The sequence below is a fragment of the Burkholderia sp. LS-044 genome, assembly GCF_004803625.1.
GTDB lineage: Bacteria > Pseudomonadota > Gammaproteobacteria > Burkholderiales > Burkholderiaceae > Burkholderia > Burkholderia cepacia.
Window position 1 is genome coordinate 206,233 of record NZ_SSWO01000015.1, and the last position, 12,314, is coordinate 218,546.

General features: G+C 67.2%; 15 protein-coding genes and 1 pseudogene. 10 read left to right on the plus strand and 6 right to left on the minus strand.

Features of this window, described 5'->3' with window-relative positions; genetic code table 11:
- Positions 1–6 precede the first annotated feature (6 nt).
- The gene (locus tag E9536_RS31380; RefSeq protein WP_060316157.1) at positions 7–1,029 is read right to left on the minus strand and encodes an aldo/keto reductase; all 1,023 of its coding nucleotides are present in this window, start codon (positions 1,027–1,029) and stop codon (positions 7–9) included.
- A gap of 41 nt (positions 1,030–1,070) precedes the next feature.
- Entirely contained in the window at positions 1,071–1,595 is a 525-nt protein-coding gene (fae, locus tag E9536_RS31385; protein WP_027789894.1) for a formaldehyde-activating enzyme, read from the minus strand.
- A gap of 326 nt (positions 1,596–1,921) precedes the next feature.
- Between fae and E9536_RS31390 the strand changes: the two genes are divergently transcribed.
- The 3 genes from E9536_RS31390 to E9536_RS31400 all read left to right on the plus strand — a co-directional run bounded on the left by E9536_RS31390 (position 1,922) and on the right by E9536_RS31400 (position 4,132).
- The gene (locus E9536_RS31390) at positions 1,922–2,839 is read left to right on the plus strand and encodes a LysR substrate-binding domain-containing protein (protein WP_027789893.1); all 918 of its coding nucleotides are present in this window, start codon (positions 1,922–1,924) and stop codon (positions 2,837–2,839) included.
- A gap of 226 nt (positions 2,840–3,065) precedes the next feature.
- The gene (locus E9536_RS31395) at positions 3,066–3,416 is read left to right on the plus strand and encodes a hypothetical protein (RefSeq protein WP_136471996.1); all 351 of its coding nucleotides are present in this window, start codon (positions 3,066–3,068) and stop codon (positions 3,414–3,416) included.
- Positions 3,417–3,571: 155 nt separating this feature from the next.
- Entirely contained in the window at positions 3,572–4,132 is a 561-nt protein-coding gene (locus tag E9536_RS31400) for a hypothetical protein (RefSeq protein ID WP_060194308.1), read from the plus strand.
- Here E9536_RS31400 and E9536_RS31405 read toward each other — a convergent pair whose 3' ends face one another.
- The gene (locus E9536_RS31405) at positions 4,133–5,008 is read right to left on the minus strand and encodes a LysR family transcriptional regulator (RefSeq protein WP_021160509.1); all 876 of its coding nucleotides are present in this window, start codon (positions 5,006–5,008) and stop codon (positions 4,133–4,135) included. It abuts the gene before it with no gap.
- 161 nt (positions 5,009–5,169) lie between these two features.
- Here E9536_RS31405 and E9536_RS31410 point away from each other — a divergent pair, with 161 nt between their 5' ends.
- The gene (locus E9536_RS31410) at positions 5,170–6,501 is read left to right on the plus strand and encodes a DUF3422 domain-containing protein (protein ID WP_136471998.1); all 1,332 of its coding nucleotides are present in this window, start codon (positions 5,170–5,172) and stop codon (positions 6,499–6,501) included.
- Between the two features lie 34 nt (positions 6,502–6,535).
- Positions 6,536–6,739: a hypothetical protein gene (locus E9536_RS31415; RefSeq protein ID WP_136472000.1), complete on the plus strand. Its 204-nt coding sequence runs from the start codon at positions 6,536–6,538 to the stop codon at positions 6,737–6,739.
- Positions 6,740–6,778: 39 nt separating this feature from the next.
- Here the strand turns inward: E9536_RS31415 and E9536_RS31420 are convergent, their stop codons facing one another.
- Together E9536_RS31420 and cynR are read right to left on the minus strand one after the other, a co-directional pair.
- A complete protein-coding gene (locus E9536_RS31420; protein WP_211097512.1) occupies positions 6,779–7,234 on the minus strand; it encodes a DUF3304 domain-containing protein in 456 nt (151 codons plus the stop codon).
- An 84-nt stretch (positions 7,235–7,318) separates the two neighbouring features.
- Complete coding sequence (cynR, locus tag E9536_RS31425) at positions 7,319–8,215, minus strand: transcriptional regulator CynR (RefSeq protein WP_136472001.1); 897 nt, start codon at positions 8,213–8,215, stop codon at positions 7,319–7,321.
- Between the two features lie 113 nt (positions 8,216–8,328).
- Here cynR and E9536_RS31430 point away from each other — a divergent pair, with 113 nt between their 5' ends.
- The 3 genes from E9536_RS31430 (at position 8,329) to E9536_RS31440 (ending at position 10,064) form a co-directional block, all read left to right on the plus strand.
- Positions 8,329–8,988: a carbonic anhydrase gene (locus E9536_RS31430; protein ID WP_027789886.1), complete on the plus strand. Its 660-nt coding sequence runs from the start codon at positions 8,329–8,331 to the stop codon at positions 8,986–8,988.
- Positions 8,989–9,018: 30 nt separating this feature from the next.
- On the plus strand, positions 9,019–9,489 hold the full coding sequence (gene cynS / locus E9536_RS31435; RefSeq protein ID WP_014900458.1) for a cyanase: 471 nt from the start codon (positions 9,019–9,021) through the stop codon (positions 9,487–9,489).
- A gap of 107 nt (positions 9,490–9,596) precedes the next feature.
- A complete protein-coding gene (locus E9536_RS31440) occupies positions 9,597–10,064 on the plus strand; it encodes a nucleoside deaminase (RefSeq protein ID WP_124819131.1) in 468 nt (155 codons plus the stop codon).
- A gap of 174 nt (positions 10,065–10,238) precedes the next feature.
- Here E9536_RS31440 and E9536_RS31445 read toward each other — a convergent pair whose 3' ends face one another.
- Positions 10,239–10,604, minus strand: coding sequence for a hypothetical protein (locus E9536_RS31445; protein WP_162269115.1), 366 nt, complete (start codon positions 10,602–10,604; stop codon positions 10,239–10,241).
- On the opposite strand from E9536_RS31445, the gene potA reads away from it, so the two are divergent.
- Both potA and E9536_RS31455 read left to right on the plus strand, forming a co-directional pair.
- Positions 10,576–11,697 carry a polyamine ABC transporter ATP-binding protein gene (gene potA, locus E9536_RS31450; protein WP_226194523.1) on the plus strand — a complete coding sequence of 374 codons (1,122 nt, stop codon included), beginning with the start codon at positions 10,576–10,578 and terminating at the stop codon, positions 11,695–11,697. The two genes, E9536_RS31445 and potA, sit on opposite strands and share 29 nt — an antisense overlap.
- Positions 11,698–11,707: 10 nt before the next feature.
- A pseudogene (locus E9536_RS31455) lies at positions 11,708–12,314 on the plus strand (putrescine ABC transporter permease PotH); the annotation flags it as partial.

Sequence of the window (12,314 nt, forward strand, 5' to 3'; positions counted from 1 at the left end):
AGTGCGTCAGTCCGTCGCGAAACTGCCCTGCGCCGGACGCGACGCGCGCGCGATGCGCTTGCCGGCCGTGTAGTCGTTGATCAGGTCGCACGGCGTGTAGTTGCGCTCCAGTTCGTGCAATTCCTCTTCGGTGAGCTGTGTCTCGAGCGCGCCGAGCGCGCTGTCGAACTGCGCGACGGAATCCGCGCCGACCAGCATGCTCGCGACGCCGGGGCGGCTCAGCACCCACGCCTGCGCGATCTGCGCGGGCGGCACGCCGCGTCGCTTCGCGACCTTCGCGACCGATTCCGCGATCGCGAGCGATGAGGCATCGCCGTACATCTGCGCGGTGAAGAAGTCGGTCTGGTTGCGCGTCGATTGCGGCTCGCAGGTCAGCAGGCCGCGCGCGAGCGGGCTGAACACCGACACGCCGACGCCCTGGTCGATGCAGTACGGCACCATCTCGCGCTCCTCCTCGCGATACGCGAGGTTCAGCTGCAGCTGCATGTTGATCGGCTTGTCCCAGCCGTTTCGTTCGCAGGCCTGCATGATTTTCGCGAACTGCCACGTATACATCGTCGATACGCCGATATAACGCGCCTTGCCCGCGCGCACGATGTCGTGCAGCGCGCTCATCGTTTCCTCGACGGGCGTGTTCACGTCGAAGAAGTGCAGCATGAAGATGTCGACGTAATCCATCCCGAGCCGCGTCAGCGAAGCGTCGATGCCGTCGAGCACGTGCTTGCGCGAATGGCCGCCCGCGTTCGGGTAGCTGCCCATGTCGTAGCCGACCTTGGTCGTCACGACGAGCTCCTCGCGGCGCGCGTTGCGCTTCAGGATGCGGCCGACCACTTCCTCGCCGACGCCCGTCGAATAGAAATCGGCGAGATCGATGAAGTTCACGCCGGCGTCGAGCGCGCGGCGCACGATCGGCTCGCTCTGCGCTTCGTCGAAGATCCAGGGTTTCCAGTCGGGGGTGCCCATGTTCATCGTGCCGAGACACAGGCGGGACACCTTCAGGCCGGACTGGCCGAGGCGGACGTATTCCATGCTTCCTCCAGGTGCGGCCTTGTGTCGGCCGCTTGTCGTCTTCAGTTTTTCTTCGGGGTGTAGAACGGGTTCGACACGTCGCGCGCGGCGGCGAATACCGCATCGCGATGCGGCAGCCCTTCCATCGCGGCGACGATCGCGGTGCGGCACGCGCGATAGTTGTTCTCGAACACGGCATCGAGATCGTCGGTCTGCGGGTTCACCCAGTTCGCCGACACGACGACCCAGTCGTTCTCCGCTTCGGGCGGCAGCGTGCCGTTCTCGAGCGCTTCGGCGACGGCCTTCGCGATGCCGGCCTGCGACGCGCCCCACGTGGCGTTGCCGTGGAAATCGCCGGCGATCTGCGCCTTGTTGACGTACAGCGTGAGCGGCTTGGTCGGCACGCCCGGCTGCGCGATCACGACGAACGGCGCATGGCCGGCCGACGGCGTCGCGAGGGCCGTGGCGAACGCCTGGCCCGCGGGGCCGTTGCGCGGGCCGACCAGCACGTTGATGTGCGCGAGGTTGACGCCGGGGCCTTCGAAGCCTTCGCCGATGTAAAGCTGCCTGGGTTGGGATGCGGTCATTGCGATGTCTCGTCGATGAGGTTGGGTGTGAGGCGATTGTGGTGGGCCGCGGCGCGGCCGGTGAATCGATGTTTTCTGATCGGGCTATGAGTTTTCGTCGTCTCCGGGAAAGCCCTGGGCCCGTCACGCGGACGCCCGCCGGGCGGGCCTCGGCCGGTGTCGTGACGACGGGCGGGGCGGAACTGCCGGGTGCTCGTTCGTGAACCGGCTCCGGGTTTGTCATACCCGGGCAGGGGTTGGAGGGCCGGGCGCATCCGGACAACAATCGGCGTACTCCGAGCCCTATCTTTCGTCTTCCCTTCTTTTTTCGAAAGCGAGTAATTCCGATGGCTGCCATTCAAAGGCCCGATTGGTCGAAGCTCAGTTCGCTCGATCCGGAACTGATCCGGGCATTCGTCGCCGTGGTCGAGAGCGGCGGCTTCACCGCGGCGGCCCGGCAACTGCATCGCACGCAGTCGACGATCAGCCTGCGCATCCGCACGCTCGAGGAGCGGCTCGACACGCACCTGTTCATGCGCAACAGCCGACGGCTCGAACTGTCACGCGACGGCGAGAATTTCCTGATCCATGCGCGCCGCATCATCCAGGTGCAGAACGACGCGATCCTCGCGCTGAAGCAGGCGAGCAGCGATCGCGGCGTCGTGCGCTTCGGGCTGCCGGAGGACTACGCGGAGCTGTGGCTGCCCGACCTGCTGAAATCGTTCTATGCGATGCGGCCGGGCGCGCGTTTTCACGTGCATTGCCGCACGTCGCTCGAACTGCTCGAACGGCTGCAGGCCGGCGAGCTCGACGTCGCGCTCGTCGTGCGGCACGGGCCGAACGCGGGCGGGCGGCTGCTCGGCCGTCACGATGTCGTGTGGGCCGCGCACCGCGATTTCGTGCTCGGCCCGCAGGCGTCGGTGCCGCTCGCGCTGTTTCCGGAGACGTGCTGCTACCGGCAGCGCGGGCTGCAGGCGCTCGCGACGGCCGGGCGGCCGTATCACGTCGTCTATACGAGCCAGAGCCCGACCGGCATCAAGATCGCGGTGAACCACGGCGCGGCCGTGACGATGATCGACCGCTGCACGCTGCCCGAGAACTGGCGCGTGCTCGACGAGACGGACGGGCTGCCGCTGCTGCCGGCGGCCGATCTCGAACTGCATCGCTCGCCGGGCATCTGCGATCCGCTGACCGACGATCTGGTGTCGCTGATCGAATCGATGGTCGACGAGCGGCGGCGCGCGTCGCTCGAAGCGTTCGCGTAGCGCGGCGGCCGACGCACGGCGTGATGGGCACGAACCGCGGCGGGTGGCGGGCGGTCGCGGCGCGCGCATCGCGACCGCACGGCCGGCCGCCATGCCGCTGGCCATTGACGTGTTGTGTCCCCCGTGCCGTTTTTTGCACGGGCGGCCCGTTTTTTTGCACGACGTTTATGCGGTCTCTTCTAAGCTGGGGACGTGTCGAACAGCCGAGACGGCTTCCGTCCGCTCCATGACCTTCATTCATCCCGTTCCCGCCTTCGATGTCGCCGGCCGCCAGTTGCGCGCCGGCGTACGCAACAACGTCATTCCGTTCCCGCCGCCGCGCCCGCGCCTGCAGTTGCCCGTCACGCTGACGGCCGACTCCGGAGAACACGCGCATGCGCGGCTCGCGGCGCTGCTGCATTCCCCGCTCGGCGTGTACGTCGTCGGCGCGCGTGCCGTGCGCGACGTGGTCCACGTGCACTTCGACATCGCGCCGGAAGACCTGGATTTCACGCTGCACATGCTGATCGCGCAGCAGGCCGATGCGGTGATCGGGCCGGTCGCGCGCCGGTTGCGGGTCGGGCCGAAGGCACGGTGAAGTCGGGAACGGCTGTTGCTCGTGGGTTGTGGTTCGTTCCTTGATGGCTTGTCCGATCCGCCGCCCGATCGCCGGTCGCCGTGCTGTCCGCCCTCAGGCGGCGGACAGGCGCGCGATGCTGCGTGCGCGGCGCCGATCATGCATGCGGAGGAGTCATGGATCTATTGGAAGCAGTACCTGTCGTGCAGCCGGCAAACGGCCGGGTACGGGCGGCGTCGCTGCCGTCGGGCCAGCAACTCGCGCGTCAGCTCATGACGACGGTGCGCGTGGCCGAAATGCTGTTGCATCAGGCGATCGTCGTGCCCGACCGGCATCAGTGGTCGGTGGACACCGAGCGGGTCGACGCGGCCGGCGGGCCGCTCGCGGCGTGGGAGCGCGACGTGACCTGGCGGATCGGCAAGGTGTTCGCCGCGACGGTCAGCCCGGCCGCGCGCGTCAACGATCGCGACCAGGTCGCGGTCGAGATCCGGCTCTGTCTGCCCGAACAGGACTACATGGCCGGGCGGCGCGTGAGCACCTTCGGCCGCCGCCACGGCAACCGCTTCGGCGCGACGCTGTCGGTCGCGTCGGGCGCGCAGTGGGGCTGGCAACGCGCGGAGCATGTCGCACCGGAACACACGCAGGTATGCGGCGATACGCTGGAAGCGCTCGTCGATCAGGTGGCCGCGAACGTCAACGCGGCACTGGGCGCGGCCGGGTTCGGCGCGATGCGCTGATCACGCGTCGCCGGTCTGCCCGGTCTGACGCTGCAGGTCTTCCATCAACTGTTCCGCGAGAAAGTCGCACGGCGGCCGCTTCGATTTCGTGCTGCGCGCGAGAATCAGTTCGAGCGGCGGCAGGTCGGGCAGCCCGTGCGCGCGGCCGAGCATCGACAGTTGCGCGGGAATCGCGCAGCGCGCGAGCGGCGCGACCGCGAGGCCGGCCTCGACCATGCTGAGCAGCCCGAGCAGGCTCGGGCTTTCATAGGAGGTACGGTACGGCACCTTCGCGCGTTCGAGGCTGCGGATCGCGTTCTCGCGCGCGACGCTGCCCGGCATGAACACGGCGATCGGCAGCGGCCGCTCTTCCCACACGCGCGGCCCGTTCGTCATCGCGGCCCACGCCATCGGCTCGTGGCGGATGAAGTCGCCGGACAGCCCCTTGATGCGCGTGCCGCAGACGAGATCGACGGTGCCTTCCTTGATCAGCGGCGCGAGCGCGCTGCTCGGCAGCCCCATCACCTGGATCTCGACCTTCGGGTAGGTCGCCGAGAACTTCTTCAGCACCGACGGCAGCAGCGACGACGCATAGTCGTCCGGCACGCCGATCACGACCTTGCCGGTCACTTCCGGCCGCACCACGGCCGCCCAGGCCTCGTCGCGCAGCGCCAGCATTCGTCTGGCGAATCCCAGCAGCACCTCGCCTTCGCGCGTCAGCACGATGCTGCGCGGCTTGCGCACGAACAGCGGCCGCCCGATCGCGTCTTCCAGGCTCTTGATCTGCATGCTCACGGCCGACTGCGAACGGTTCACGGCCTCGGCCGCGCGGGTCATGTTGCCGGTCTCCGCGACGGCGACGACGGTGGCCAGCACGTCGTGATCGAGCATCTTCATGGGTATCAGGAAAACTGAACGTAACGATCAGCATTATGCGTTTTTATTGTTGCTGTGTGTCTGCCATAGTGCGATCACGCTGACGTTTCGCCCGAGGGCGGCGCGGCGTTCGGGCCGGACGATCCGGTGTGCGGGACTGAACAGGGAAGCGTGGTGTATCGATGATGGACCATCCGTTGCGCGCGGCGCTGGCCGCGGAATTGCATGCCCGGCCGTTCCTGCGGCTCGCCGAAGCCGTGTCGCTCACGCATTACGCGATCTACGCGGACGGCCAGCCCGACATCCACGAAACGCTGCTGCACGCGCTGTGTCGCGATACCGGCATCGCCGCGCCGCACGAAGGCGCGACGCATTACGCGGTGCAGTCGCCGAGCGGCTGGCACCTGAAGTGGGAGCGCCACACCGAATTCTCGACCTTCACGTTCGTCGCGCCGCGTCGCGACAGCGGTTATTTCGACGATCTCGCGATCGAGGGCATTCCGGCCGCGTGGTTCGCGCGGCTTGCCGGCATCCGCTTCGTCGCGGTGCGCATGGAGCTGCTCACGGGCGACGCCGCGCGGCTCGTCTGCGGCGACCTGCGCCGCTGGATCGACGGGCCCGCGCTCGTCGGCAGCAACGTGCTCGGCGGCGGCAAGGTGTTCTGCGACTGGCATGTGCGCGACGACGGTTTCATGCGCTTTCTCGTCGTCGACGAGGATTTCCGCGAGGAGCAGGGCGGCCGCCTGCTGCAGCGCCTGCATGAAATCGAGACGTACCGGATGATGGCCCTGCTGGCGCTGCCCGTCGCGCGCCGGATGAGCCGCGAACTCGACGAGATCCACGCGGCGCTCCATGCGCTGATGCAGCGGATGGACGCGAGCGGCGCCGACGGCGACGACACCGCGCTGCTCGTCAAGCTCACGCATCTGGCGGTGCGGGTCGAGTCGCTGTCGGGATCGGGCGCGCGCTTCAGCGCGTCGCGGGCGTACGAGAAGCTCGTGCTGGCGCGCATCCACGAGCTGCGCGAGGAACGCATCGAAGGGATGCCGACGATCGCCGAATTCATGGAGCGGCGTTTCGCGCCGGCGATGGAAACCTGTCGCAGCGTATGGGCGCGCCACGAGCAGATCGCCGCGCGGATCGCGCGAGCGGTCGACCTGCTGCGCACGCGCGTGAACCTCGCGCAGGAAAAGGACGTGACGCGCCTGCTGGCCGGGATGGAGCGCACCGCGCGCAACCAGCTGCATCTGCAGCACGCGGTCGAGGGGCTGTCGGTGGCCGCCATTTCGTACTACGTGCTGTCGCTCGCGACGGCGGCGTTCAAGGCGCTGCACGTGATGAACCTGCCGGTCGATCCCGAACTGGCGGAAGGCCTGCTGATCGCGCCGGTCGTGTTCGCGGTGATTCACATCACGCGGCGCACGCGCGCGCAGCTCGCGCGATCGGAGGCGGCGCATGACAGTGCGCATGACGGCGCGGCGGTGCACGCGGCGGCGTTGAAGCAGGTCGGTTAGAACATCGAAAACATGATCAGGTAAAGGAGTGGAGATGACTTTTTCGCAGAAGCAACCGGGGTTTTACAGCGGCTTCGATGCCGCGTTCGACGAACCGGCACCGGATGACGCGGGCGTGCCGGAGGCCCCGCGCGTGACGTCGTATCAGGCCGTGCTGCAGGAGCCGATGACGTCGCTCGTCGGGAATACGATCGATCGGCCGGACGTCGCGGCGGTGGCGATTCTCGGTTACAACTGACGCAGCGCCGGGCGGGTGGGCTGCGCAGTCCCTTCCCGGTCACCCGGTGGCGCGCATGCGCGGCATCGTCGGGTACGCCACCCATCGGGCGTCGATCTTGCGGCCGGGTAGAAAATGGAACTCGATGTAACCGTCGCGCCGGTTCGGCAAAGCCGGCACGGCGACGTCGGTTTCGACGATGTCGGGCGCCTGGTTCCGGGCGTCTTCTTCAGGCGTCAGATCGTACGTGATCCTGACGTGCCAGGTCTTCTTGCCGCGCGGCACGCTCATGCAGCACATCGTGCCGCCCCCGCCGCCGAACTGGCGCGCGTGCACGCTGCCCGCGCCGAAGCCATCCACCACGAAACTGTAGACACCACGATCGGTGTAGTTGAACCCCACGACGCGATACGGGCCGTCGGCGCGCGTCTGTGCGTGGATCCACCAGGCCGCGCTCGCCAGCAATGCCGCGATGGCGACCGGGTTGAGTGTCAGGCGGCGTAGCAGGTTCGGCATGTCGGTATTCCTGTGAGTCGGTTCGGCGGCACGATCGGTTGCCGGTAGCGCCAGGGCGCGTGGCGTGCACCCCGGCGGCCGAGGTCATCGCGCGCGCCTGACAGGCCCCGCCCCATGCGCCAGCGCCAGTTCGACGAACGCGCGCGCGGCCGCGCTCCGGTATGCCCCCTTGCGTTGCAGCAGCACGGCCGTGCGCCGCAGGACGGCCGGATCCAGCGCGACGGCGGCGAGATCGTCGTGGCCGCTCGCGATCGTCGCGGGCAGCAGCGTCGCGAGGTTCGTGCGGCGCACGATCTCGATCACGGCCCCCAGCGAATTCGCTTCCATCGACACGCGCGGCCGCACGTCGTGCTCGCGGAAATAGCGGTCGATCTGCACGCGTGTCGCGAATTCGGCCGTGAGCAGCACGAGCGACGCGTCGTGCAGCGCGCGCAGGCCGGCCTTGCGTTTTCCGGCGAGCGCATGCCGGCGGTTCACGACGAGCGCGAGCGTTTCGACCAGCAGCGGTTGCGCTTCGAGATCCGCCGTCTGCACCTCGTCGAACGCGATGCCGACATCGAGCTCATCGTCGACGAGCAGCGCCTCGATGCGTTCCTGCGACATCTCGCGCACCGACAGCGACACATCCGGATAGCGGCCGTGAAAGGCCTCGATCAGCGGCCCGACGAGATAGCTCGTGAAGGTCGGCGTGACCGCGATCCGCAACGAGCCGCGGCTGAGATCCTGCACGTCGTGAATGGCGCGCCGGCCTTCCGCGAGATCGTGCAGCGCCTGCCGCGCATAGCGGAAATACACGTCGCCGGCGTCGGTCAGCCGCGTCACGCGCCCGGTGCGGTCGAACAGCTGCGCGCCGAGCGTCTCCTCGAGCTGGCGGATCTGCTGGGACAGCGCGGGCTGCGACACATGCAGCGCGGCGGCCGCGCGTGTGAAGCTGCGATGCTCGGCGACGGCCAGGAAGTAATGGATATGGCGCAGCAGCATGGCGGTTCCTATAAGTCCTGCTTATCCGGTAGATCATAAATCAGTCTTTTACGTTATTGGAAGTCCGGCGTAACCTGCCCTTCATCGATTCCACCCGCACCGGAGAACACGCGATGAAGGACATCATCGAAGGCTTCCTGAAGTTCCAGCGCGACGCGTATCCGGCGCGCGCCACGCTGTTCCGCGATCTCGCGCGCAGCCAGCATCCGCGCGCGCTGTTCATCTCGTGCTCGGACAGCCGGCTCGTGCCCGAACTCGTCACGCAGCGCGAACCGGGCGACCTGTTCGTGATCCGCAATGCCGGCAACATCGTGCCGTCGTACGGCCCCGAGCCGGGCGGCGTGTCGGCGTCCGTCGAATACGCGGTGGCCGCGCTGCGCGTGACCGACGTCGTGATCTGCGGCCATTCCGATTGCGGCGCGATGACCGCGATTGCCACCTGCCAGTGCATGGACCACATGCCGGCAGTCGGCCATTGGCTGCGTTATGCCGATTCGGCGCGCGTCGTGAACGAGGCGCGCACGCATCGCAGCGAACGCGAGCGGATCGACTCGATGGTGCGCGAGAACGTCGTCGCGCAACTGGCGAACCTGAAGACGCACCCCGCCGTGCGGCTCGCGCTCGAAGAAGGGCGGCTCGCGCTGCACGGCTGGGTCTACGACATCGAATCGGGCTGCATCGACGCCCATGACGGCGCGACCGGCCGGTTCGTCTCCCTGGCGGACCATCCCGAGGTCCGCGCCACACCCGCGACGCTTCCCGTCGCGGCCTGACTCGCTCCAACCTACCCACGAGGAATTGCCATGATCCAGTCCCAGCACAGCCAGACCGCCCGCCACGCGCTCGCGGAGACCGTCGTTCTCGCGAAGGCGCGCAAGAACCTGTCGTTCGCGCAGCTCACCGAAGGCACGGGCCTGAGCGAAGCGTTCGTGACGGCCGCGCTGCTCGGCCAGCATGCGCTGCCGGCCGATGCGGCGCGCAGTGTTGCCGACAAGCTCGGCCTCGACGACGACGCGGTGCTGCTGCTGCAGACGATCCCGCTGCGCGGCAGCATCGACGATCGCGTGCCGACCGACCCGACCATTTACCGCTTCTACGAAATGCTGCAGGTGTACGGCACGACGCTGAAGGCACTCGTCCACGAGAAGTTCGGCGACGGCATCATCAGCGCGATCAATTTCCGGCTCGACGTGAAGAAGGTCGACGATCCCGAGGGCGGTTCGCGTGCGGTGATCACGCTCGACGGCAAGTACCTGCCGACCAAGCCGTTCTGACGCCGGCGCGGCGCCGCGGCAGCGGTGCCGTGCAGGCTCTCGCCCGACGTGCATCGGCCGCCGGCCGGCGCACGTTCGCGCCATGCCGTTTCAACGAGGACGCAGCCATGGATTTTGTGAAACGCACGATCGATCTTGCGATGAAGAACGTGGAAGAGGGCGGCCGCCCGTTCGCGACGGTGATCGTCCGCGACGGCGAGATCGTCGCGGAGAGCCCGAACCTCGTCGCGCAGACCAGCGACCCGACCGCGCACGCCGAGATCCTCGCGGTGCGCGACGCGTGCCGCAAGCTCGGCACCGAGCACCTGACCGACTGCGAGATCTACATTCTCGCGAGCCCGTGCCCGATGTGCCTCGGCGCGCTGTACTACTGCAGCCCGAAACGCGTGGTCTACATCACGACGCGCGAGGACTACGCGCCGTTCTACCGCGACGACCGCAAGTATTTCGAGCTCGACACGTTCTACGCCGAATATGCGAAGCCGATCGAGGCGCGCCGGTTGCCGATGGTGCAGCAGAAGCACGGCGGCGCGATCGACGTGTACCGGCGCTGGAAGGAACTGAACGCGAAGTGACGTCACCTGCGCGGCGCCCAGGCCGTGCGTTGCAGCCGTCCGGCTGCTCGTTTTCCCCACCCTCCGTTTCGTCTTCCGTGTCATCCGGCGGCGCCCGTGCCGCCGGGGCGCCCGCGCTGCCGCGCGAGGCGGGTCGTGCCCCCGTTTTCCAACCTCCCCAAACATCGATCCCGTTCAATGTCCGGAACGGAAATCCGCGATCCAAAAGGTTTTTGACGGGTTTAAAAATTCGCACTGGAGACGACGAAAACGTGCGGAAAGCCCGATGAAAACCGATGAAATCTTCATGACAGCCAGCGCGGTGGCCGCGGTCGTTCGCGACTGATCGCCATCGATCGCCGTGCGTTTTCCCTGCCTGTTTCGTTGCGCCATTCGTTCCGGACGAGGAATCGCTCGATCCCTCTCCGCCAGCACCGCCCGACTGCCGCCGGTCGCGCGTGACGCCTGAGATTCGCTTACCTGCTTGAAACGGACCATCATGAAACGGGATTCATTCAGTACACCTGATGCGATGCATCGACCGACGACGAACATGCTCAAGCCGAACGACGCCTTCGTCCGCATCGAAAACGTCGTGAAGAAATTCGGCGACAGCACGGCCGTCGACAACGTGAACCTGACGATCGCGAAGAACGAGCTGTTCGCGTTGCTCGGCAGCTCCGGCTGCGGCAAGTCGACGTTACTGCGCATGCTCGCCGGGCTGGAAACGGCCACCTCCGGCAAGATCTTCGTCGACGGCGAGGACCTCGCGTCGCTGCCGCCGTATCGCCGCCCGGTCAACATGATGTTCCAGTCGTACGCGCTGTTCCCGCACATGACGGTCGAATCGAACGTCGCGTTCGGCCTGAAGCAGGAAGGCACGCCGAAGAACGAGATCCGGGAACGCGTGGCCGACGCGCTCGCGCTCGTGCAGATGAGCAAGTACGCGAAGCGCAAGCCGCATCAGCTCTCCGGCGGCCAGCAGCAGCGCGTCGCGCTCGCCCGTTCGCTGGTCAAGCGCCCGAAGCTGCTGCTGCTCGACGAGCCGATGTCCGCACTCGACAAGAAGATCCGCCAGAAGACCCAGCTCGAACTGGTGAACATCATCGAGAAGGTCGACGTGACCTGCGTGATGGTCACGCACGACCAGGAAGAAGCGATGACGATGGCGAGCCGCCTCGCGGTGATGAGCGAAGGCAAGATCGTGCAGATCGGCTCGCCCGGCGAAGTCTACGAATACCCGAACAGCCGTTTCTCGGCCGAATTCATCGGCTCGACCAACCTCTTCGAAGGGCGCGTGGTCGAGGACGAGCCCGACCACATCTTCGTCGAGAGCGACGACCTCGAAGCGCGCATGTACGTTAGCCACGGCGTGACCGGCCCGCTCGGCATGCCGGTCGGCATCTCGGTGCGTCCGGAGCGCGTGCACGTGTCGCGCGAGAAGCCGGGCTCGAAACACAACTGGGCGCGCGGCGTCGTGACCGACATCGCGTACATGGGCAGCTACTCGCTGTACCACGTGCGCCTGCCGAGCGGCAAGACGGTGGTGTCGAACCTGTCGAGCTCGCACCTGATGAACGACAACGCGCCGGCGTGGAACGACGACGTGTTCGTGTCGTGGTCGCCGGCCAGCGGCGTCGTGCTGACGCAGTGAGGAGGCCACGATGAGAACCTCAGCTTCCACTCCGTCCGCGCCGGTGTCGTCCGGCGCCGCGAGCACCGGCGCCGGCCGCGCGCGCCCGGGCCGTTTCTCCATGCTGTCGCGCTTCCTGCCGTCGGGCCGCAGCGTCGCGATCGGCGTGCCGTTCGTGTGGCTCGCGATCTTCTTCGCGCTGCCGTTCGTGCTGGTGCTGAAGATCAGCTTCGCCGACCAGGTGATGGGCATCCCGCCGTGCACGTCGCTCGTCGAGATCAAGGACGGCGTCGTGCACTTCGCGCTGCAGCTGTCGCACTACGCGTTCCTGCTGCAGGACGACCTGTACATCGCGACCTACCTCAGCTCGCTGAAGATGGCCGCCGTGTCGACCGTGCTGTGCCTGCTGATCGGCTATCCGATGGCGTACTACATCGCGCGCTCGGAACCGAACCGCCGCAACGTGCTGATGATGGCCGTGATGCTGCCGTTCTGGACGTCGTTCCTGATTCGCGTGTACGCATGGATCGGCATCCTGAAGGACGACGGCCTCCTGAACCACACGCTGATCGCGCTGGGCATCATCCACACGCCGCTGCGCCTCTATCACAGCGACGCGGGCGTCTACATCGGGATGG